This window comes from Sphingobacterium kitahiroshimense (genome assembly GCF_025961315.1).
Lineage (GTDB): Bacteria > Bacteroidota > Bacteroidia > Sphingobacteriales > Sphingobacteriaceae > Sphingobacterium > Sphingobacterium anhuiense.
The window spans coordinates 5,201,306-5,224,013 of sequence record NZ_JAOQNK010000001.1 but is presented as its reverse complement, the minus strand read 5'-3'; the positions used below and the strand labels follow the sequence as shown (position 1 = coordinate 5,224,013).

The window sequence follows — 22,708 nt, the reverse complement described above, 5'->3', positions numbered from 1 at the left end:
AAACATACAATATTAAAAAAGACCACTTTAAAAAGCGGTCTTTACTAACGATGGTTAATTAGACAATAAACTAAACTTATTTCATGGAGTGATGCAGTAACGTTGTTATCACAACTTCATTTTCTCATTTCCTTAAGAAATAAAAGTTTATTGCGGTTAAAATAGACGGATTATTATGCTGTTATAAGTTCTATTTAAAAGCATTCCATATTTTTGTCGGTCTACCGTTATTATCAAATGCACCCAGCGTATAACCATTCCAACCTCCATAAGCCAAAGGTTCCCAGTAAAATACGCCCAACACTTTATTATTAGGAATTTGGTTTGCAGCCTCAAACAGTTCATGAAGCCACAATTCTGCAATTTCCTCCTGGTCCCAACTCATACCGACCTCACAGATCATGACCTCCTTTTGGTACCTGCCGATCATATCCTTCATATTAGCGACAATAGCCGTGTTATACTCTTTCCAGTTTTCTGGACTCGGATAGAGTGACATCCCAACCACATCCCATTTTCCTCCATTATCTTTCAGACCATCAAAAAGCCAACGGAAAAGATTGTTATCCTGACCGTTTTGGAGGTGTACGATTACTTTGCTATTTGGAAAAACTGTTTTCACCGCATCATATCCAGCATTATTCAACGCCGCATAATTGGCCATATTAACCGAAGCTTTCCCATCCTCCCAAAGCATACCATTGCCAGTTTCATTTCCTACCTGCACCCACTCCGGACTAATCCCGTTATCTTTTAATAATTGCAATACCTCTGTACTGTGCTTAGCAACAGCGATCTTTAATTCATCGAAAGATAGATTGACCCATGCTACGGGTTTTGTTTGTTGCCCCGGATCTGCCCAAGTATCACTATAATGAAAATCAATCAAAATACGCATGCCCAGGTGCTTTGCACGGCGCGCTTTCATTAATACATCATCCTTACTCGACCATCCATTTTTAGGATTTACCCATACACGTAACCGCACAGCATCCACCCCAAGGGACTGGACCAGTTTCATTCCGTCGACTGAAGTTCCACCCGTATTATAAAACTGCACTCCCGAAGCCTCCATTTCGGTTATCCAGCTCACATCTGCGCCTTTGGCTAAATGCAACATTTGTTGTGCTGGCTGCGCCACACCTTCGTCGCTGCAGCTCGATAAGCTGAGAACTAAACACAGTATGTAAAAACGTAAATTTAATAGTATATTTTTCATATCATTTTTTCTAATTTGGATTTATTATGCTATCTCTAATCACATAAATAACAGTTTATTGCACCCTGTATTTAAATGCTTTTGGATCGCTCAAATCGAGTACAAGCGTATGCGTTCCGACCTTATCATATACAAATCCACCGGCATCTGCTGTATATAAACTACACGCCCCGACTTCCTCGCCAGCACCAAAAAACCAGCTCCAGCTCCCATTGATCAAGATTTTGATTCCCCATTGTTCACTGACTGTATTTGTAATCGTTGCTTTCCATAATTTTGTGGACTGATCATAAGTCATTGGCGTAGCAGTTGCACTCCATCCATTAAAGTCACCGGTAACACTTAATGATGTTATAGGAGTTTCTTTCCAAGTTAGCTTATTGACATCAGCACTGATGTATTGATATCCGCCATTGCTGATCCAACTATTCCAACGGTCTTTGCCACTGTACAAGATATATTGACTACCCTCAACTGGGTAAGAACCATAGATAACCGATGCATTGGCACTTTCCTCATTGGTCAGGTAGAAATTAAACCATTGGTCCACCTGTACAAATCCATCATAGAAACCATCTTCCTTACGTGCGCATATCTTCCACGGAAACTGAGTCAATTCTTTGTTCGCCATATAGAGATAGTTTGCATCAGAAATAGCTTCATAAGCAGTCACCTCTACCGCGATGACATTACTATATGATACCGCTACATTACGTGCTAATCGTGTTGAAATGCGGGCATATAAAGTTTTCTTTTTACCCGGTTCAAAACCTATACCCATGACAACACTATTAAGTTGTTCATGGGTATAACTGAAGGATGGTGCCACCGTTTCAATCTTTTTATCAACCACTACGAAAGAAGCATCAGTCGCTAGCTCAAGCGTATGCTGAAGCGTATGCTGAAGCGTCGACTGTGCGATTGGCTGTGCGCTCGTTAACAGTGATTCATCCCATACAAACTGCAAAGCAAGACTTTTACTTTCGGCCGCATTAAGCTGCACATCAACTTTGCTGCTATGTAGGATAGCGGGTTGAAAACCCGAAACAGCAGGTTCGCCACCCTCCTTTTTACAGGAGAATAAAAGTAAGGCTAACGTATAAAAAATCAATTTTTTCATAATTAGTATTATTGGTCAATATATACAAACATTTAGTAACCTGTATTCTGTATTAAATTAGGATTCGCGGCCATATCGGTCGTAGGGATCGGATAAAGATTAAACTTTTCATCCACACTCCGCCCATTGACAGTACCACCCTTCCATTGCCATACATAGCTATTTCCGGTAAATCGTCCAAAGCGGATTAAATCTGTTCTTCTGGTACATTCCCAAAAAAGCTCTCTGCCACGCTCATCCAAAATAAAATCCAAGGTAAGCTGCGCCTGCGTAATGGTTCCAGTAGCACCCCCATAAGCTCTTTGGCGAATCTGATTAACCAGATTGAGAGCTTCCTGTATTTGACCGCCACCACCACGTAACACCGCTTCGGCATACATTAAATAACAATCAGCTAAGCGGATCATCGGAAAATCTGTACCCACCAGACCTTCATCTGTTTTATAGGTACCATCATCATTCAAATTGGTAAATTTCACCATCCCATATCCTTGACTAGACGAAGCCGGATCATCTACATCCAGTGCTTGTCCCGTAATCCAAAAATCTCCACGATTATCGCTCGCATTAAAAATAGAGACAAATTCACGCAATGTTCTAAAACTATTCCAACCAGAAAGCACACCATAATCAACCGCTTTCATACTACCCACAATCGGACCATTAACTAAGTAAGTCGTCGCCCCCCAACTGGTGGTATGTTGCACATCAGCTTGAATTTGAAAAATAATCTCATTTGTCCTTTTATCATTATCCGCATTAAAAAGTTGTTTGTAGTTATTGTGCAAAGCATGTCCACTGTCGATTACTTTTTTACTATACAGCAGGCAATCTGCATAACGCGCTGTACCCGTATAGATCTGTGCATTAAGATAGTTTTTAGCTAATAGAGCCCAAGCAGCTGCACGGCTAACACGTCCATATTGATTCTGACGAGGCTCAGGTAACAAATTGGCAACATCGATCAACTCTTTCTCGATAAAAGCAAAAAGATCCGCCCTTTCAATACGAGGAGGAAAAAATGCAGCAACTGGATCCTTCTCCGTCACAAAAGGAACATGACCGTAAAGATCCATCGCGTGACTATAAGTCAAAGCACGTAAAAAACGTGCTTCTGCGGCAAATCGTTCGATCTCCTCACGCTGCGCAGGATCAAAAGCAGCTAATTTTTCTGCAGTCGCATTCCGCAAAAATTCATTACAAAGTGCCACAGAATAATAGATCCGATAGTACATGGCATTGACCCATGTATCCGATGCTCCCCAAGTTATATACTGAATATCTTCCATATTATCACCACCGGCCCAAGTATAGATAACCTCATCAGTAGGCACCTCCTGCAGATTAAAGAATACCCGAAGGTAACCCCAAGAAGCCGTTGCTCCTGCCATATCCGGATCAGCATCACCGCGGCCATTTCCTGCCACTGCAAAAGAAGCATATAATTTTGCCAGGACTGCACGATAACCATCTACGGAAGTATATACGGCTTCCGAAGTATTCTGTACTGTAGGATATTGATCCAGATCTTTTGTGCATGAAAGCAACAACATCAAGATCGATAGGACACTACAGCTATATATTTTCAAGTTTTTCATTGCAATATTATTTATTTTTTAAAAAAGCTATAAAGCGATCATAAGTATTTCAGACTCCCAACTGTTATTGGTAAATAATCATTACGTATGGATTAAAAAGTATTAAAAATCTAAATTCAGACTCAAGGAATATGTTCGTGAACGTGGATAAAAAGAACTATCAAAGCCACTAGGCACCTCCGGATCGTTCCCTGTATACTTACTAATTACGAAAACGTTTTGAACCACAGCACCTACCCGTAAATTAGACACCTTTCCGATCTTTCCGAAATTGTATCCTAACGAAAAATTTTCCATTCTTAAAAAAGAAGCATTCTCAACATAATAATCGGAATAATATTGCCTGCTTTGGAATCCTGTATTCAAATAATCACGATGTAGATTATTGATTGCTGGGTCGACATATTGCACCGTCTCCAATGCGCTCAGGTTCATCTTGGTATTGTTAAATACATAATTTCCCAGGTTAGCTCTCAAAGTCGTAGCTGCCGTCCATTTTTTGTAAGACAACTGCGTATTAAATCCAAACAACCATTTGGCAGCTGGAGATTCATAACGGTATAAGTCCTTCTCATCGATAGCCCCATCACCATTCAGGTCAGCATATATACCTTCCAAAGGTTTCCCTCCATCATCGTATAACTGCTTGTATACATAAAACATATAAGGTTGGTAACCTGTTGTCAAGATCTGAATACCACGTCCACTGACCACCGGCCCGACATAAGTACCTACCGAAGCAGCATCTTGAACCAACGCAATATTAGTTACTTCCGTGTGCTGTTTGGTCGCATTAATATTCACTTCCCAACGTAGGTTATCGGTCTGTACAGGCACTGTATTCAACTGAAACTCCCAGCCTCTGCTTTCCACATTCCCGACATTAATGGTTGCATTTTGATCAAAATTTGTACCTGCGGCAACAGGTACGTTAGCAATCAGATCATGCGTTTTGCGGGTATAATATTCAATTGCACCAGATACCCGACTTTTCCATAGTGAGAAATCTAAACCATAATTAAATGCTTTTGTGGTCTCCCAGCGCAGATCTCTGTTATAGACTGATGGACGGTACACCGTGTGGTACTGATCGCCAAAACGATATTGTGCATAAGGAGTACCTTGTGTATATACAGGTAGATACTCATAATTGCCAATACCTTCCTGCTGCCCCGTGATACCATAGCTTCCGCGCAGTTTCAGATCATCTAAAAAAGAAACTTCTTTCAAAAACGATTCTTCAGAAAGTCTCCAAGCCAAAGCGATCGAAGGAAATGTTCCCCACCTATTTTCAGGACTGAATCTAGAAGTTCCATCTTTTCTGATTGTTGCTGTCAAGAGATAACGGCTATCGTAATTATAATTAAGTCTTCCATACCAAGAAATTAACGTATGTCTTTCATCCGAAGCAATACCTGTCGATCGCAAATCTCCGACATCGTTAAAATAACTGATGGCAGGTCGTTTAGAACTCCAAAACTGATAGTCATGCCCTGCAGTAAACTCTACTGTACTTTTGAGATTGGGAAAATTTTTATTATAAGTCAAATAACCAGTAAACAACTTATTTTTAAGCGTCTGTTCATATTCATCATATGCACCCCCAATCATAAAACTATTTGCGGCACTAGCTGGAATATGATTTATCCCATTGCCCTCAGCGTAATCGTAACCCAAAGTCACGTGAGCTTTTAATTCAGGTAAAAAATGAAATTTATAATCCATATCAAGATTTCCGATCGCCCGATTGACGGTACTACGATGTTTCTCTTGTTTGATCAGGCCCAACGGATTGAGATTTGCACCGGTAGCAGGAAGACCGGCATTATCAAGGCTTTCATAATAACCACCATAAGCATCTAAACCCGAATAAACAGGCTGCGTTGGATTAAAAGCGATCGCAGACCATATCGCATCGGTATTCGCAAAGTGATTATTGTTACGAGCACCTTTCAAATTTAGATTTACAGCTAAGTGTTGATCAAAAAATTTGGGTGTCAGGACGATTCCACCTGTCATGCGTTCGCTCTTATCGGTTTTTAAAGTCCCTTGCTGATTATAGTAACCTATAGAGGCCCGAAACGGCAGCGTTTTTGCAATTTTACCTTGCAAACTCAAATTGTTATCTGTGCCCATCGCCTGCTGGAACACCTCGTCCAGCCAGTCAGTAGAGGCATTACCCAACAAATTCTTCTGCGCCGGAGTTCCTTTGGTATTGATAAGATCTGTAAATTCTTCTCGCGACATCATATCGGGAACGCCCAAAGCCTTCTGCATGGATACGATAGAAGAAAACGAGAGCTGTAAGGCATCACCTTTACCTTTCTTTGTCGTGATCAACAACACGCCATTGGATGCACGTGAACCATAGATCGCAGTTGCAGACGCATCCTTTAAGACCGTCATGCTCTCGATATCATTTGGATTGATCAAACTTAAAAAATTGCCGCTATTGCCACTAATCCCGCCCGTTTCCAAAGGAACACCATCCAGTACAATCAAGGGATCGTTACTAGCGCTGAGCGATGCTCCGCCACGAATGCGGATCGTACTACCTGCAGAAGGCGACCCACTATTGGACATCACCTGTACTCCGGCAGTCTTACCGTTGATCAGTTGCTCTGGAGAACCCACTAACCCTGCATTAAAATCTTTACTACTTACTGTATTAACAGCACCGGTCAAATCTTTCTTAGTGGAACTACCATAACCGATCACCACCAATTCTTCCAAAACCGTACCCGCATCCTTCATCTGCACATCCAATTGCTGTCCCGTCACTGTTAATGTCTGACTAGTATACCCGATTATCGAAAAGACCAATTGAGACTTCCCACCGGGAAGAACAATACGATATGATCCATCTGCTGATGTCGATGTACCTATTGTGGTACCTGGTACTAGAACCGTCACACCAATCAAAATCTCCCCTTTTTCATTGCGCACAGTACCCCGTACTTCCTGTTGAAGGGGTTTGATCCATCTGCTATGCGGCAGCATACTCGCATGCAGATCTGTCATCCCGCTCAAACACGAAAGCAAAGACAAGCTTAATACACTTGTTTTAAATGTAAATCCTCTCATATTTTTAGATTTATAATATTTTATAATTTTATTATTCCCTTCAATACGACCCTTGCTTCGATCAGCAAGGTCGATTCTAACCTCCAACACAGTGATCAAGACATCAGCTTGGCTGTATCTCACCCCTTCTCCGTACATTTTTCCCTTTCAAAGACGCCCCTTGCTTTGATCCGCAAGGTCGACCTCAATCTACTTTCGTCCGATTAAACCGCAATCTGTTTAAGACACACCTTTCTTATCACTATTTTACTCCAGCCAGCTTGCGCCGATCGATACCGTAGTGCCCTCAGCCACCTCACCATTAGTCGATATAATCAATTTTTCGATTTGATCTTTCATGAATGGCAGGGTTGTCGTCGGATTAAAATAGCGGTTCAGAAAATCCGGATACGGTGCCGGTAATAAAGCCGTAGACACGAGCTGTAGATCAGCTAGCGCAATACGTAATACGCTCCTCTCCTCACTATTTGCAGACACTTGTTTAGCATACGTATATCCTTGGTCATCTACAAAGCCGATATCGAACTTACCCGAGTATCCTTTCACTTGCAACTGCAGACATAGTGTTCGAGCTTGATCTATCCCCTGAGGTCTAGCTACAATAATTTCTTTTATATCTTTAACCCAAAAGTAACGGGCATCCGGAATTTTCCCTTCCAAAGTATATTGCCATTGTGCTGCTTCAGTAGTATCATTAAGCTCCATTTTTGCTTTTACAGAGGCTTTTTCAGGAATTGCATAACTTTCAAATGGCGATTCCGATTCATGTACAGAAATCAAGCGTACTGGTCTTTTAGGCGCTACTAAATCAGTTGTCCAATAGTTATCCACTTTATAATCCCAATCTAGAGGAGCTCCATTTTTATTATCAGGATAAGTAAACGAGTTCCCTCCCATAAATACCGTCACCGTATAGCGAAGCACATCGCCGTCCAACATCGATGCTGGCAAAGTGGCTTCATACGTATAATGATCTTTGGGCAATAACTTGATATATGGATTATGTTCTTTCCAGAAAGAAACCTGATCCGTCTGTAAAATGATAGAATCAGCTTGCTCTGGATGAATAAAACGAAAAGTCAAGCGTAACGCTTTTTCTTTTTCAACAATAGGTTCTTGCTCATGTAGCATAACCGGTTTATCGATTACTGTTGCGGCAGGTGCATAAAAATCACCAATCTTTCCAAGTTTCCACTTGCTATCTGCCGTCCAGTTACTTTTACTCCTCAAATCTTTACGTTTGAGCAAATAAACACCGGGTTTACAGCTAAAACTAGTTTGCACCACCTCTTGATTTTTATGGTCATCGCTACTATTACCCAGATATTGAATCGAATACCCAATCCCTAGATTGGGCAGTTGTATATCCATAACATGGGCTGTATGTAAAATCTGAGTTACCACCCGAGAAAGAGAAGGTTTGCCAAAAGGATCTGCTATCTGCACAGCATCGGGCATCAACTCTAAACGCCAGACACCATCCTCCAGTTGATCTAAAAAATAAGCACCAGAACCGCTATACCTCACAATGGGAGAAGAGCGATAGCCCGCAATATGCTGTAACCGGTCCACCTGTTTAGGCATAGTCAGCGTTTCATTGCTGTAATAAAATTTTTCGGCTGTATTCATCACTGATAGATCCTGCTTATAGCTCACCATAAAATCACCAAAGAGCGTATCCTGCGGATAATTCAGAAACTTTTGATTTCTCGGAACCGTATAGGCAATTTCTGCGGCAATAAGCGTGCTGATGGCTTTTGCCGGTGTATAGGCCAAATTGAGATAATGCGTCTGGTATTCGGTATTATAAGCAGCGATATCGATCGGATCATAAGCAAATTGTGTGATCCACTGAAAACCTGCTCCGCGAAAAGTACGCGTCATTGCCGGATGCATATACCCATATAGATTATCTGCCGGATCATATTCATATACAGCCTTGACCTTATTGTCAAAACCTTTAACCGCCGAAAAAGGAATGTTATAATGATCGATATACGGCAAAAAATTACCGCGTCGCTCTTTTCCTGCAACTAGACCTACCGGATACCATTGGTATGTTGTCCCCTGAATATGCGAATCAAAATACGCTGGCACATGCTCCATATTATGACTTACATTATAGAAAATAGGTTTCTTATTTCCGGCATCTTTCATCGCCGATACCATTTCTTTTATATAAGCAGCCGTAGTGTGCACCTCACCCGTGTGGCAAGGTTCATTATTGATCTCAATTCCCACAACGTAAGGATCGTCTTGATAAGAATAACCTGTGTAAGGGTTCTTGTGACGCAGGAGCTGTGTAATGTATTTTTTCTGCGCTGCTATAGCCCGCGGATCAGCATGCACCAGACATTTATCATATAAATAAGTAAAAGCACCAGTATTTACATTCTTCTCCGGATATCCATTTCCAAAATTGGTCATTCCGGTAATTAAAATCCGTATCCCTTTTTCTTGTAATTTGAAAAATAAATAATCCAGCAGATCCAGGTGTTCATTATTGATGAGGTTTCCCGTAGCATCCGAGATTTCAACATCCCAGATGTGGATGCGATAAGCATTATAACCTAAACGAGCCAGATGGTATACATCGCGATCTATCGCTTCCTTATGATTGATCCCTTTATAGGATAAAGCACGGTAAGCATGGGCAAATGGGACGGTATAATTCGTACCATAAAAGGATGCTTCTTTCTTAGAATCAGACCAGCGCATAACACCCTGCTTGTCAACAAAAATAGTAGGCACATCCTTCTTTACTTGAGAAAAAGATGTTAAAAACGCAAAAAAAGCGCCGATAAATAAAATACTTATACGCATACCGTAATTCAGTTTATAAATTTGGTTTCAATTGATAACACAAACTTATAAAGCCCGAACAATATCAGCGAACGCATATCGGACAAAATGCAACACAAATTGGACATTTGAGAAAACACGCCTTTACAACGACGCAAACAACAAACTCAACAACAATTAGTTAAGAAATCTTTTCCATATAAGCCTTTGGTGTCATCCCAAACTCGGCCTGAAAACATTTGGAAAAATAAGAAGCATTGGAGTAGCCGACCATATACATCACTTCTGCCACAGTAAACTTTTTCTGTTGCAGCATTAAAGCCGCTTTTTTGATCCGGATGGAACGGATATATTCTACCGGAGTGTAACCCGTCATCTGTTTAATTTTGCGGTATAGTTGCTTTGCGGCAGTACCTGTTTCTTCAGCAAGTCGCTGTACAGAAAAGTCAGAATCATCGATATTATTTTCGATAATTTCGGTCACTTTACTCAGCAACTTTTCATCTGGTGATATCTGATCACTGGCCACACTAGGCTGACTGATCCCTTGCAGGCGTAACTGTACGGTAAGGTTGTCTTTTTTAGCCAGTAGCTGTAGCAACTGCATCTTGAGCACTTCCAGATCAAAAGGCTTAGCCATATAAGCATCTACTCCTACTGCAACCCATTCGCGCTGGATCAGCTCATCATTTTTAGCAGTCAATAAGATAATAGGAATCGTGGAGGTCACTGTATTTTGACGCAGTTTTCTCACCATTTCAAGACCACCCATGATAGGCATCATCGCGTCCGAAATGATGATATCTGGTAAAAACGCATTCGTGCTGATTAAATGAAGGCCTTCCTGGCCATCTTTTGCTATCCGACAAGTATAAGTGGATTCGAGCGCTAATTTGAGAAAAGAAGAAAGTTCTTCATTATCCTCCACGATCAGTAATTTACGTTTATCTGACGGTACACGGTCTTCGCCATCCTCATGCAGATCCCAACCATCCATGAAAATCTTTAGCGATACAGCAGTACCGACCTGATAAGTCGATACCAGATTTATTTCCCAACCCAATTGATCACAATAACTTTTTACCAAATACAAACCAACCCCTGTTCCTTCCAGTTTATTGATCTCCTCGGATGACGAACGGTAAAATTTACTAAACACATATGGCAGATCTTCAGAAAGAATCCCTATGCCGGTATCGACAACCGAAAGCAGTAATGCCGCGTCCTGTTTTTTGATCTCCACTTTGATCAAACCCTTTTCTTGCCGGCTATATTTACAAGCATTAGAAAGCAGGTTATTGATGATCGATCCCAATTTTGACACATCCGTATGGACAAATACACTATCAATATCCGAATCAAAATAAAACTCTAGATGTGCATAAGTAACATTGTTTTGCCATTCTTCAGTTATCTGTTTCGCATAGGCGACAAGGTCAATTTGCGAAGTGAGTAAATTAGTGGACGATAAATTTTGACTTTCGTCCTTATCAAATGCCATCACTTCCTGAATCAAATTATTTATTTTAAGCGCATTCCGATGTACGCCTTCTAGGCTTTTCTTATTTTCAATATTTTTTGTCTTTCGCATCAATTGGCTTACAGGAGCCAAGATCAAACTGAGTGGTGTTTTCAACTCATGGGATATGGCAGTTAAAAAATCCATTTTCATACGGGTCAATTCCAACACCTTATACCGTTCGCGCCTTTCCCATTTTAAGGTATTCCGCACACGGAAAAAATTCATCACCCAAATGAGCAGACCTAAACCAGCCAGGACATAGATTATTTTGGCCCATATCGAAGCATACCAGATATATTTGACACGGATATTGTAAACGTAGATATCTGCAACTACGTTTCCAGATAGGTCAACCTTGGTCACCTGCAAGTGATAATCACCTGACCGTAAATTTGAAAGCAGCACTTTATTGTCCCCACGTTCCAATGGAATCCAATTTTCATTCTTATCCTTAAAATTATAGGCCAGTCTATGCCCAAGATGATTGCCATAATGAAGATCCGAAAATTCTAGCCTCAAATTATTTTGATCATAATCGAGCGTAATTTCATTTCTATAGCGCAAACTATAATTGTAATTACCAAAAGGTTCATTGTTTACATACATTGCTGTCAGCACAATTTTTTTGTCTGCTGTAGGGGCAACATGGCTAAATTGAGCCGGAAGAGCTGTCACTTCATTAATGCCACCTAAAATCACTTCATCCTGGGCTTGATCGTAATACATAGCAGTAACATCATGACCATATCGCAACAATTCGGGTTTCAAATCTTTTTTATGCACGCGCCAGACTCCTATACTGGTCGAAAGCCAGATATAATCATTTACTTCGACCATAGCAGTGACTTCACCTTTCACCACGGGATCAAACACCATAACATCGGTACGACCAGATCTATCCATCCGTCTCAATTGACCATGCTGCCCGATCCATATTGTCCCGCCACTGTCTCTCAACATAAACGTTGCTTGACTCAATGATTTCCCATCTTTGTCTTTTAGCTCTTCCACTTTACCAGTCTTAGGATCAATACTACTGATACCCAGATTATAAAAAAGTGCTAGTATTTCCCCCTGACCATTGTCGACAATCTGATTGGCAAAATCTGCAAGCAAACCGTTCGATTGCAAATAATTTTTCCCGGCTACAAACGAACCGGACGAAGATAAGAGCTGCTCTTTATTTACCCTAAAGATACCGCCCATATAGGTTGCTATCCACAGATTACCCTCTTTATCTTCCAAGATATTATAGGCCCATTTAGCATTACGCGTACCTTTTGAATCGACAATATCAAAACTTCTGAACTGCCGGGTTTGTGCATTGAACACATTAACTCCACCATCTGAAGCAATCCATAGATGACCTGTCCGATCCTGATAGATATCCCGAATCCGATTATGCGGCAACCTGTACTGTGGAGCATCCATCCGATACCAATAGCTTTCAAAATCTTTGCGCCCCAGACCTTTGGTCCGGATCAATCCATTGTCACCACCCAGCCAGTACCATCCTGTCTGATCTTGATAGACCTTATAAAAGCGATTGCCATCACTACTTTTTGTAAACTGATATATCGGGATCCTTTTTTCCATTTGTTTACTGGACCATAGGGAGATACCCAGGTCGGTACCCAACCAAATATTATTGGCACGATCCCGGTAGATGCTCCAAATAATATTATTGGCCAGCGAATATTGATTACGCGAGTCATGCTTAGTCCTTGTGATTACTTGTTGCTCGGGTTGATAAGCGAATAGGCCATCATCAGTACCGATCAGCAATGTCCGATCATCGTTGGTCGCCATAGATTTGATCGGATGACTTTGAAGTACAGGAGCTTTAGACAACTTTTCAGATTTATGATCATACATGTACAGTCCATACTCTGTCCCCACAAAAGTATTCTTGGTCGATGATAAGGTAAAAATCGAATTTACAAACTGGTTGCTCCCAAATCTATAATCTGGCAGCACCAATTTCTTGATCATCTTCTGGGCAGGGTCAAGCTGATACAAACCCTTATAAGTACCCACTAAAATTTTGTCTGCTTGAGCGGATAATGCATAAATGGCCTGGCCGTCCAACTCTTTATGTAGGGTTTTACCATAATTGATCAGTTTCTTCGTTTTCGTATCGTAGCAATATAATCCCGAGATAGAGCCGATCCATAGTTTGTTTCCCACCAGCATCAGCGATCTGACATCCGAGGGTCCACCCACTGGAAATGCTTCATAGCGATCTTCCCTATAATTGTACAACAAAACCCCTTTTCCGGTTCCAATGGCAAGATGTGTCGCATTCAGGACTGATATACTGTAGATAAATGTTTGGTACTGCACAGCAGCATCTGTGGGCGCATGAAGAGAATAACCATCATAACTATATAATCCGTTATTGCTACCCAACCAGAGTATACCAAGGCTATCTTGCGCAAAACAATGAACAGTGCTCGCTTTTGTTCCTAATCCTATATTCTTGAATAACTGAAAGTCCAACGACTGCCCAAAAACAGAAGAATTGACAAAAGAAAGGAAGAGCAATAAATAGGCAAAAACTGTCCGCATCATAAAACAAGCTGTTTACAAACTTAAATATTTAAAAGTGTAAATACAATTTATCAGACAGTATGTACAAGTTCAAGAAAACTTAAAAAACTAGTGCCATAAAAATACCATTGATCAAATCCATTGCAAAATTGCACATATCGTCATTTTTGATTTTGTTAAGATCTAATAGCTCATTTTAGTGTTAGATAAAAAAACACAAGTATGCTCAGTCAGCACACTTGTGTTTATTAAAACCTTAATCTTTTTCTTTCTTTCTCCATTTTCCAAGTAACCGGCTCGTTCCGAAACTTACTAAGGTGCCTACTGCGGCCGTCAACACAGACTGTAAAAGATCACCGAAAGAAAACGAAACCCATATCGAGCACAGCGTACCTCCTAAAGCACCGATACGGATATCATTCAATTTCATGTGGCACCTCCTTTTCTTGATTAAGTATTTTCTGCTTTTTTTTCAAAAAATCATCCGCTTTTTCTTTGTCTTTATCATCCAATACCGTCTCTACTACTCCAAGTCCGAGTGCAATGTATCGGATAATATTTAACGCTTTTCCTGGCAATTTAACCGGCGCCAGCAAGACTACTTGTAACACACGACTTATTTTACTTAAAATTTTTTTCATGATGTTAAAAAATCAAAATGCTTGAAAAACGGAAGGCCTATATAGACCATCAAATAGCAATATTCTATTCTAGACCTTCCATTTATTTATCCTTAATGAATACTCAGATACACTTCATCACCCATATCCCAGAGACTATAGACCAAAGCCTTGAGCTTTGCCAGAGCTTTGCCACTTGCTGTTCCAGTCCCCTCCCCTGTCAATGTTGTGACCGGAGCTATACAGCCCAACAACTCCCGTTGCGCATCATTGGCGGCATGAATCAATATCGCTTCACGGCCAAGGACATGTGGAATTCCGATCTGCTCGCCTTGTTTTGGATAGCGCCTTTTCTCCAGCTTATACTGCCCTATCGGAATACAGCTAATGCGCGGAATATTATTGCGGTCGGGCAGTTCAATGGTATGGCAGATATGCTCCCCGTTAAAGGTCAATGTACCGTTGGTGCCCTGAACTCCATATTTACGATGGAGCTTGAGCGTGTGCCTACTTTCCATAATAGCACATTAAGGTATATCTACCTCTACAATGGTCATGGCATTGTAGGGGTTGTTTTTTAGGGGATAGAACTCATTATTGACCTCCTGGTACATCGAGATTCCCGCGATCAGGTATACTACTTTAGTGTCGTCCACAGTCAAAGGAGCCTCTAACAAATCACCAGGATATTGTCCTATTAAGGGGATGTAGGCCGATTTCACCACTTGTGGACGAGGAGGAATATCTTCCGTGCTCAACTCGGCAACTGCCAGTGTAAACTGCATATGTGTCGCTCCCGGCAACAGCATCACATCAATCTGGGGATTGAAGGCAGGAACAGTGAGGTTAGCCTGCCCATCAAGCCTGTCAAAATAAGCTTCCAAATTGACACCTAACAACATTTTGAGACTGCTTGCCTGATTAAACTCAAATCCCTTGAGCAACTTGCTGTTTGCCTCTAAAAATATGCGCTCGCCCCTCACATTGACCGCATCAGATTTTTGGATACGATGCACCAAAGAGGTCAATCTATTACGCATGGTACTATCTCCAAAGGTACGCAGCAGGTTATTCAGCTGTATACGAAGGAATTTTGCTGTGCTGGCTGCGGTACCAAATTCAGCCATGTTTTCGCGTGTCCGCTGAAAATTAGGATCCGTCTGGATCCTTGCCTTGTCTACACCGCCTTTCATACGAACTTCGTAACCTCTGCTGCGGTGTTTGCTAAAAGAAAGATCCCCGACCTTTCCTCTAAACTTGATTAAACTTTCTTGTTTTGCCATGATATCAATTATTTGATGACAGCACAAAGATGTCGTACAGATCTAAGACCATTGTCCAAAATGACCATATCTGACCAACTTAACAGCATATGACCGGATTTGGCACATAATGACTATAAATGACATAGAAAAAGAACAATAAAGGTACTGTTAGTGTACGGGGGGTGTACGGAAAAGGTACTAATACTTCACCAAAGAGGTACTGGAGAGCTACTAAACATCTACCAAACAGCTACTATAAATAGTAGATATTTGGTGGCATTCCTTACCCTAAAATGTAGTATCCAATTACAGCAATAGAACAGCAATTAATTGTAAAAGAGTTATCGTATAAAACATATGACACAAATCAACACAACGATTTGAAATACAAATAATTAAAACAAAAACAACCTATAAATGTTAGAGTGAATTAATAAATTTCTTATGAACAGGGCTTGCCCTTAGTTGCAATATACCAAGGACAGAGAGGTATCTAGCTGCCAGAAGAATCAGGTAATCACCCCTGGATTGTCTAGCACATATCGCTATGGCCTTAGGCAATCCATAAGATCAGCTTATCATGTCCAAAAAACACCGTCTGTGCATCAGCGCAAAAGACGTAGCCAATATCTTGGATCTCAGTCCACGTCAGGCCCAAAGGAAGTATCAACAAGCAAAAGATGCTTACAGTAAAGCCAAGCATCAGCAGCTCACTGTCCGGGAGTTTGCTGCCTATTACGGTCTCCCACTAGCAGAAGTGGAGGAACGATTATAAAATTTAAAAACTTCACTATCGGGGCTAATTCATATCCCCGATAGTGAGTTTTATTGACTTTCTGGAATTAATCTTGCCCATTCATCTCCCAGTTTCACTAGTTTATTATATACATCATGCTGTACTTTTAATCTTTCTTTTCGTGCTCCATACAATTCTATGCTATATACATCTCCTTCTTTTACTATTTCTCTTACAGCCAAATGCATAATTAAGTGTCCCCTTCCTGCCCGAAAAAGTAAATTTGGCCATCTCTTTTCTATTTTAGCTAATGACTCCATGTCTACCTTTCCTTCACGCCCATCGAGCAACTGTACATCAACAAGTTTAAAACGAGAAGAACCTTCCTTAAGGTGAAAATAGGCTATCTGTGCTATTCGAACCCATTCATTCTCTGCTCCTATTATAACCAAAATCTCATCCAGAAGCTCCTGCATACATATTTTTAACCGCATTTCATCTTCAGTCCACAACTCATGATTACTTCTCAGCCGTTGCTTACGAGCTCTTAAATCATCAAGCTCTGTCACGTAAAATGCGGTCTGTTTTTCTTGTTCATCACGTAATTCAACCAATTGATTTTTATGAAGTAACGCCTGATTTTCTTGTTCCCTATACAACTCTTCCCGTTCAGTCACATAAAGTATAATCTGTTTATCCTGTTCAGCACGTAATTCAACCAATTGATTTTTATGAAGTAATGCCTGATTTTCTTGTTCCATATGCAACTCATCCCGTTCAGTCACGTAAAGTATAATCTGTTTATCCTGTTCAGCACGTAATTCATCTAATTGAATTTCATGAAGCCGTTGTAAATTATCATGTTGTATATGTAAATCTTGTATTTCTTGTAACAGTAAAACTTTATTAGCACCCATTTCATTTATGACTTCATCACGGAGCGACACCCATTTATATAAAACTTTACTTCTTTTGAGTGCGAAAGCGCTCAACTTTCGATTCTTTCTTATAGCAAAATAGACCTGCACCATGATCAGACAGAACAGAACAACCACATAGTCACGTTCAAAATATTCAGATTTTTGCAGATCCACCCTAAAAAAAGTCAAGTATACAATATAGACCACCCGCAAAGCCACAGCTCCCATGAGTAATACCAACAATATAAATTGAATCATGTACCGCAACAGCTCATGTTGTCTCAGATAGCGATTTGAATCTAGTCTGTAGGTGATATAACTAATCAAAAAGATTCCAAAAAACATCAGGACAAAACTAAAAAGGAAAATCATCAGATGCTTTTCTAACGTGATGCTCCATGGCACAGATAATGCAGTGGTATAAAAAGTGATCAAAAAAGAAGAAGTGGCGGCGAGCAACATTAAAATCAATACATTACCATACCACGATCTGAAGAACAATCGAAGAGCAATCATATTCTGGGTTTAAATTAATATTTTCTCTAAATTAAGAAAATTCCATAAAAAGAAATCAAAAAATTTAAGATATCAGATTTCCCTGGGGAAATTTATTTTTGCATTCGCCGAAAGGAATCTCATTTAAAATCGCTTTAAAACTATTTTCTATACTATTTCGACGGAGTAATTTACCGCTTCACGGAAATCGAAACCACTTTTCTTCTCTAAAAGTTAGTTACCTCATATCTTCGTTATTCGATCGAAACAATAAATAAACCAAATGAATCAATCTTCATATTTCCTACTACAATAACTTATAGTAAAGCATGCTACTATAACCAATTGTTTTAGGAAAATCATGAAAAAAAAGAAAACTAACTAATTTATAAACAGATGAAAAAACATCCATTCAGTAATGAAGGAGTCATGGAATGGCTCGCTGCACTGTACAGTGCTACCGTAAATTACCAAATGATGGAACAGGACCTTATCCTGATGTGCCTACGCAGTTGGCTCATATCCAGGTTTGACCTTTCCGAAGATCAGATAGCCTATATCAATACGCTAACGGAAGATTTCAAAAGCAATCTAGCACAAGAGCTGGTTTTTGCTATAAATAATCAATCGGATATCACATTAGATAAGCAGACCGATGAAAAACGCACAGGCACGCTGGCACGTGATACTGTCAAGGTTACAGAATATGAGTCGAAAAAGACGCAATCCAATGCTTCGTATATTTCAATCCAAGCTGATGTTAAAACGAATTTCAACAGCCAACTGGAGGGACATTTAATCATTCGGATTTATTATAAGCTTTTGTAAAAAAGCCATCTACCAGATGCAATGCCATGGGCCATACCTCTCCCATGGCATCTGCTATTTCATTCAAAATCACTTTCAAAATTTTAAAAATGGATCGTTTTATCAAACATTTAGATATGCATTTTAGGAAAGATGATCCCTGCCGTCAACAACTATTAGAACATTCCAAGATTAGACAATGCAGTAGTGGTCAGATCTACTGCAGGGAAGATGAAAGCCAGCCCTATTGGTGTTATGTGCTCGATGGAGCGGTAGGCGCTTACGAAATGAATCTAAAAAAACCCTATATCCATTGGGTGGCTACCCAAGGGAATTATTTTACAGGTACCAAGCACGAGTACAGTTTCAATAGCCAGGCACTGAATATTCAATTCTTGTCCAAAGGAACGATTGCCTGCATACCGCTATCCACCTTACAGCAAATGCAACAGGAGCATCCGAGCGCACATCACTTTGTCAGCATCATGCGGCAACGAAAATCTGATTTTTTTAATAAAAAGGGAATGATTATGGTTCATGATGCCATCGACCGTTATAAAAAACTAGTGGAACTTATGCCATCACTATGTTATAGCTTAACCAATAAACAGCTTGGCGAATTTCTGTATATCGACCCCAAGACATTGTACTTGAGTAAAAAAAGAAATCTTTATGATAAAAAGTAAATTACTACCGTCACACCCGATTTTTATTTAGAATATGTCCTTTACTTTGTAATAGACAATCGAAACAATGCTAGGAAAAGCATTAACTAAGCGATAGTAAAAGAATAAAAAATAGTATGGAAAAACATAATAAAGGGATGGAGCAGTATCGTCGAAAATTTGCAGTTTTCCCCTCAAGATAGCGGGTAAGAAAATGAAAGTCCACTTTAATATAAGATGCCTCCTGTACGCGGAAGCTATTATGTGGCCAGCCTGTTATACGCAGGCAGACTGATTACTAAGAGCATGAATATAAACCTTTTGTATTAATAAAAAAATACAATTATAAAAATTAAAATTATGGCTTTATTTAGTTATACGGGTACAAACCCATCGCAACCGAGTTCGTATACCTTGCACACCGATCCAAACCCACCAACTTGCCCCGGAGCAACACAACAAATGTGTTCACTTCAAGCTGCAAACAATGGTAGTGATGAACCTGTCATTACTGATGCGCTGAAAGATGAGATCATCAATTCTCTGCAAAATCAGGTTAATAGTACTAATGTGAAATTGAAAGCTAGATAAGATACTCAATTTTCAAAAACATCAGCGTTCGCTAAATTTAGAATAGGGTATGAAAATTCATACCCTATCTTGTTATCTTCTATTCTACCTCTTCAATAACCAGAACCTCCTGCTCCCCCATTCCAATTTCTGCTACAATACCATAAACAGCGAGCTGTTCATTCAATTCTTCCAGATTATTATAGTTACCTAATTGTATTTTATTTCTACTTTTAACCAGGTCTAAAATAGGAGGAAATTGTCTTCCCAGATCGGTCATAACAGCCAAAACAGACGTTCCTTCATATTCCATTCCATCCATAGGCATTAAACCTTTGTACGGCTTTACATTCCCAGGTTTAAGTATCAGACATTCTACACTTTTCATCGTTTTATAGGTGCGGATACCTAAAAAACTTTGCAGATCCTGTAAAACTACACGTGCCTGTGCCGAATCAACTAATTCTATCGCGTCAAACCGCTCATAAGAAATTGCATTTTTGACATACCATACATCTCCTAGGTTATCAATATCATCATAAAAACTAGGGTCTTTTACGTTTAGCACCAACCGTTCTGGTCTTGGAATATAATTTGACTTTTCAAATTTTGCCCGAGTAGATAGCACTGCACTATAGATAGAAACATTGTAGAAAGATGTCTTTTGCAAACCTGTTATACTATCCTTTTGTCTTCTAAAAGATTCAAAAGGCACACCGTTTTGATAGCCTGATAACTTACTCATTCCTTTAATTTGTACCTGATTTTTATCTAGCCCCATCAGATCTCCTCTTCCAAAATCATCTTTTAAAGGTAAATTAATAAACCCTGTATTGTACAAATCCAATATATTTTCATCTGTTATGAAATCACTCCCTGCTATTGCCTGTACTTTGCCTTTAAAAAGGAATACGACATGAGGTACACTTTGATGAGGAAATCGTTCTTTCAAATACAAATCTGAATAGATAACAGGTAGATTCACCTTGCTATCCTTAAGAAATTCATTTTGTTCAAAAAACTTTACCAAAGTAGCCCTGTTCTGCCAAGCGACCGTAATAATCTGCAACTTGTCTTTCAATCTATCCTGAATTTTTTGGAGTTTAGGCATCGTATGTATACAGGTGCCACAGGAAGTATCAAAGAAATCCAAGATTACTACTTTGTCATTTAGCTTTTTTAGATCAATTGATTTATCGGCACCACGCATATGCTGTACAGCATTTGGCGGTGCAAAATCATCTCCAATATGAAGTGCTTTACTTAAATCTATTTTTTTTACTGACTGCGCATTCGTAAAAAGAGCTGACATGAACATTAAACACACCAATGCCATTAGTTTTATATATTTCATTTCAAAGATTTCTTCTGATTAACGGATATTTTGTGGTATTTTACCATTATTTACTACAATTTCTGGAAGTCTATAGGCATATTTGCTACTATTAGGTTCTAGATTATAAATTACTCCATGCATCTCTCGCTTCAACGTTTTTTGAAATCTAGGATCAAGGTTCAATCTTTTCAGGTCAGACCAGCGGCGACCGCGGAAGACCAATTCCTTTTGCCTTTCTTGTAAGATAAGAGATAATAACAATGTTGGATTTCGCTCAGTAAAAGGAATATATTTATTTCGTTCAAATCGCTTTTCACCCAAAGTATTTAATGCCGATAATGCTTCATCAACTTTTCCAATTCTTGTACCAGCCTCAGCCTTGATCAAATAGACTTCACTTGTGGTAAGCCCCACAAAAAGATTGGCCATTGAATTATCATAGCTCCCTTTATAGCCAAATGAGTTTAACGGATAAGTATTTGCTTGAAAGAAAACAACTTTTCTCAAATCTGTGGGCAAATAACTTTTGTACAGCATACTATCAACCAAACCATTATTAAGATTCATAGGTCCTGCATTTGCAGATATAGCTGGAAATAGCACCTCCACATTAAATCTTACTATAGGTAAACTGTTATTACTGTTCAAATCTTTAAAATCAATCAGTTCATTTTTCAGTTGCAGACAAGAATCTGCATAGGCATAAGCTTCAGCAAATTTCTCCATTACCAGAAACGTTCTTGCCAGACCAGCATAAGCACTTGCCCGCGAAGGACGTCCCTTTATCCCTTCATTAATAGGTAAGCTATAAATTGCCACTCTGTAATCTTTTATAATCTGATCGTAAGTTGATTGTACAGAAGCACGAGAAGAAGGTTCATCTATACCCGGAGTCAACCGCAAAGGAATACCCATTTCAGTAGACGCTGTTGCTTCCCGATATGCTGGAGCAAACACTTCTACCAATTGATGAAAAGCAAATGCCCGAAAGAAATGTGCTATACCTGTCAAATTACTCACCCTTTCAGAAGCGGCCTTATCTTCAGATTTTTCAATAATCTCCAATACCTGATTGGCATTGAAAATAGCTTTATAGGGTCTTTGCCACTGTACAGCATCATCATACATAATATCCATCCAGGTATAAGTATTACGTTGATCAAAATTTAAGCGCGCATCAAATATTTCTTTCAAAACATAATATTCATCAGCAGACCATTCCCCATATACCGGATATGCTGTGTTCATAGTACTATAATCATTGAGCAAAAGTTCAGCATCTTCCAGATTCTTCGGGATAACCATTTTAATATCCGGTTTAACTTCCAAAAATTCGGTGCAACAACAGAGTGATATTATCGCATAAATGCTACAGATATAAATATATATTTTCATGATA

17 protein-coding genes are annotated in these 22,708 nt (G+C 39.7%); 4 read left to right on the top strand and 13 right to left on the bottom strand.

Annotated features, from left to right (window positions below; all coding sequences use genetic code 11):
* Window positions 1-190: 190 nt before the first annotated feature.
* From M2265_RS22505 to M2265_RS22460, 10 genes are all read right to left on the bottom strand, one after another.
* The gene (locus tag M2265_RS22505) at window positions 191-1,219 is read right to left on the bottom strand and encodes an arabinogalactan endo-beta-1,4-galactanase (protein ID WP_132770515.1); all 1,029 of its coding nucleotides are present in this window, start codon (window positions 1,217-1,219) and stop codon (window positions 191-193) included.
* A gap of 55 nt (window positions 1,220-1,274) precedes the next feature.
* Window positions 1,275-2,339, bottom strand: a complete 1,065-nt coding sequence (locus M2265_RS22500) for a DUF5111 domain-containing protein (protein ID WP_132770517.1) — start codon at window positions 2,337-2,339, stop codon at window positions 1,275-1,277.
* A 32-nt stretch (window positions 2,340-2,371) separates the two neighbouring features.
* The gene (locus M2265_RS22495; RefSeq protein ID WP_132770519.1) at window positions 2,372-3,937 is read right to left on the bottom strand and encodes a RagB/SusD family nutrient uptake outer membrane protein; all 1,566 of its coding nucleotides are present in this window, start codon (window positions 3,935-3,937) and stop codon (window positions 2,372-2,374) included.
* 102 nt (window positions 3,938-4,039) lie between these two features.
* A complete protein-coding gene (locus M2265_RS22490; protein ID WP_264599367.1) occupies window positions 4,040-7,021 on the bottom strand; it encodes a SusC/RagA family TonB-linked outer membrane protein in 2,982 nt (993 codons plus the stop codon).
* A gap of 246 nt (window positions 7,022-7,267) precedes the next feature.
* Window positions 7,268-9,844 carry a hypothetical protein gene (locus M2265_RS22485; protein ID WP_132770521.1) on the bottom strand — a complete coding sequence of 859 codons (2,577 nt, stop codon included), beginning with the start codon at window positions 9,842-9,844 and terminating at the stop codon, window positions 7,268-7,270.
* Between the two features lie 160 nt (window positions 9,845-10,004).
* Complete coding sequence (locus M2265_RS22480) at window positions 10,005-13,916, bottom strand: two-component regulator propeller domain-containing protein (RefSeq protein ID WP_132770523.1); 3,912 nt, start codon at window positions 13,914-13,916, stop codon at window positions 10,005-10,007.
* A 235-nt stretch (window positions 13,917-14,151) separates the two neighbouring features.
* Window positions 14,152-14,325 carry a hypothetical protein gene (locus M2265_RS22475; RefSeq protein ID WP_165905903.1) on the bottom strand — a complete coding sequence of 58 codons (174 nt, stop codon included), beginning with the start codon at window positions 14,323-14,325 and terminating at the stop codon, window positions 14,152-14,154.
* On the bottom strand, window positions 14,312-14,536 hold the full coding sequence (locus tag M2265_RS22470) for a hypothetical protein (RefSeq protein WP_132770525.1): 225 nt from the start codon (window positions 14,534-14,536) through the stop codon (window positions 14,312-14,314). The genes M2265_RS22475 and M2265_RS22470 overlap by 14 nt, the downstream gene beginning before the upstream one ends.
* Before the next feature lie 92 nt (window positions 14,537-14,628).
* Window positions 14,629-15,033 (bottom strand): DUF5675 family protein, encoded by a 405-nt coding sequence (locus M2265_RS22465; RefSeq protein ID WP_132770527.1) that lies wholly within the window; start codon window positions 15,031-15,033, stop codon window positions 14,629-14,631.
* 9 nt (window positions 15,034-15,042) lie between these two features.
* Entirely contained in the window at window positions 15,043-15,825 is a 783-nt protein-coding gene (locus tag M2265_RS22460) for a hypothetical protein (protein WP_132770529.1), read from the bottom strand.
* A gap of 535 nt (window positions 15,826-16,360) precedes the next feature.
* On the opposite strand from M2265_RS22460, the gene M2265_RS22455 reads away from it, so the two are divergent.
* Complete coding sequence (locus M2265_RS22455) at window positions 16,361-16,555, top strand: hypothetical protein (RefSeq protein ID WP_132770531.1); 195 nt, start codon at window positions 16,361-16,363, stop codon at window positions 16,553-16,555.
* A 50-nt stretch (window positions 16,556-16,605) separates the two neighbouring features.
* On the opposite strand, the gene M2265_RS22450 is transcribed toward M2265_RS22455, so the two are convergent.
* On the bottom strand, window positions 16,606-17,952 hold the full coding sequence (locus M2265_RS22450) for a hypothetical protein (RefSeq protein WP_132770533.1): 1,347 nt from the start codon (window positions 17,950-17,952) through the stop codon (window positions 16,606-16,608).
* Window positions 17,953-18,327: 375 nt separating this feature from the next.
* Between M2265_RS22450 and M2265_RS22445 the strand changes: the two genes are divergently transcribed.
* The 3 genes from M2265_RS22445 to M2265_RS22435 all read left to right on the top strand — a co-directional run bounded on the left by M2265_RS22445 (window position 18,328) and on the right by M2265_RS22435 (window position 19,994).
* Window positions 18,328-18,759: a hypothetical protein gene (locus M2265_RS22445; protein WP_132770535.1), complete on the top strand. Its 432-nt coding sequence runs from the start codon at window positions 18,328-18,330 to the stop codon at window positions 18,757-18,759.
* Window positions 18,760-18,848: 89 nt separating this feature from the next.
* Window positions 18,849-19,424 carry a Crp/Fnr family transcriptional regulator gene (locus M2265_RS22440; RefSeq protein ID WP_132770537.1) on the top strand — a complete coding sequence of 192 codons (576 nt, stop codon included), beginning with the start codon at window positions 18,849-18,851 and terminating at the stop codon, window positions 19,422-19,424.
* 339 nt (window positions 19,425-19,763) lie between these two features.
* The gene (locus M2265_RS22435; protein ID WP_132770539.1) at window positions 19,764-19,994 is read left to right on the top strand and encodes a hypothetical protein; all 231 of its coding nucleotides are present in this window, start codon (window positions 19,764-19,766) and stop codon (window positions 19,992-19,994) included.
* 79 nt (window positions 19,995-20,073) lie between these two features.
* Here the strand turns inward: M2265_RS22435 and M2265_RS22430 are convergent, their stop codons facing one another.
* Entirely contained in the window at window positions 20,074-21,327 is a 1,254-nt protein-coding gene (locus tag M2265_RS22430) for a TlpA family protein disulfide reductase (protein WP_132770541.1), read from the bottom strand.
* Window positions 21,328-21,345: 18 nt separating this feature from the next.
* A complete protein-coding gene (locus tag M2265_RS22425) occupies window positions 21,346-22,704 on the bottom strand; it encodes a RagB/SusD family nutrient uptake outer membrane protein (RefSeq protein ID WP_132770543.1) in 1,359 nt (452 codons plus the stop codon).
* Window positions 22,705-22,708: the final 4 nt, after the last annotated feature.

Coding starts and splice junctions, on each gene's coding strand:
- M2265_RS22495 (WP_132770519.1), bottom strand. CDS start 3,937: ATGAAAAACTTGAAAATATATAGCTGTAGTGTCCTATCGATCTTGATG.
- M2265_RS22500 (WP_132770517.1), bottom strand. CDS start 2,339: ATGAAAAAATTGATTTTTTATACGTTAGCCTTACTTTTATTCTCCTGT.
- M2265_RS22490 (WP_264599367.1), bottom strand. CDS start 7,021: ATGAGAGGATTTACATTTAAAACAAGTGTATTAAGCTTGTCTTTGCTT.
- M2265_RS22485 (WP_132770521.1), bottom strand. CDS start 9,844: ATGCGTATAAGTATTTTATTTATCGGCGCTTTTTTTGCGTTTTTAACA.
- M2265_RS22465 (WP_132770527.1), bottom strand. CDS start 15,033: ATGGAAAGTAGGCACACGCTCAAGCTCCATCGTAAATATGGAGTTCAG.
- M2265_RS22480 (WP_132770523.1), bottom strand. CDS start 13,916: ATGATGCGGACAGTTTTTGCCTATTTATTGCTCTTCCTTTCTTTTGTC.
- M2265_RS22455 (WP_132770531.1), top strand. CDS start 16,361: ATGTCCAAAAAACACCGTCTGTGCATCAGCGCAAAAGACGTAGCCAAT.
- M2265_RS22470 (WP_132770525.1), bottom strand. CDS start 14,536: ATGAAAAAAATTTTAAGTAAAATAAGTCGTGTGTTACAAGTAGTCTTG.
- M2265_RS22475 (WP_165905903.1), bottom strand. CDS start 14,325: ATGAAATTGAATGATATCCGTATCGGTGCTTTAGGAGGTACGCTGTGC.
- M2265_RS22435 (WP_132770539.1), top strand. CDS start 19,764: ATGGCTTTATTTAGTTATACGGGTACAAACCCATCGCAACCGAGTTCG.
- M2265_RS22505 (WP_132770515.1), bottom strand. CDS start 1,219: ATGAAAAATATACTATTAAATTTACGTTTTTACATACTGTGTTTAGTT.
- M2265_RS22430 (WP_132770541.1), bottom strand. CDS start 21,327: ATGAAATATATAAAACTAATGGCATTGGTGTGTTTAATGTTCATGTCA.
- M2265_RS22440 (WP_132770537.1), top strand. CDS start 18,849: ATGGATCGTTTTATCAAACATTTAGATATGCATTTTAGGAAAGATGAT.
- M2265_RS22425 (WP_132770543.1), bottom strand. CDS start 22,704: ATGAAAATATATATTTATATCTGTAGCATTTATGCGATAATATCACTC.
- M2265_RS22445 (WP_132770535.1), top strand. CDS start 18,328: ATGAAAAAACATCCATTCAGTAATGAAGGAGTCATGGAATGGCTCGCT.
- M2265_RS22450 (WP_132770533.1), bottom strand. CDS start 17,952: ATGATTGCTCTTCGATTGTTCTTCAGATCGTGGTATGGTAATGTATTG.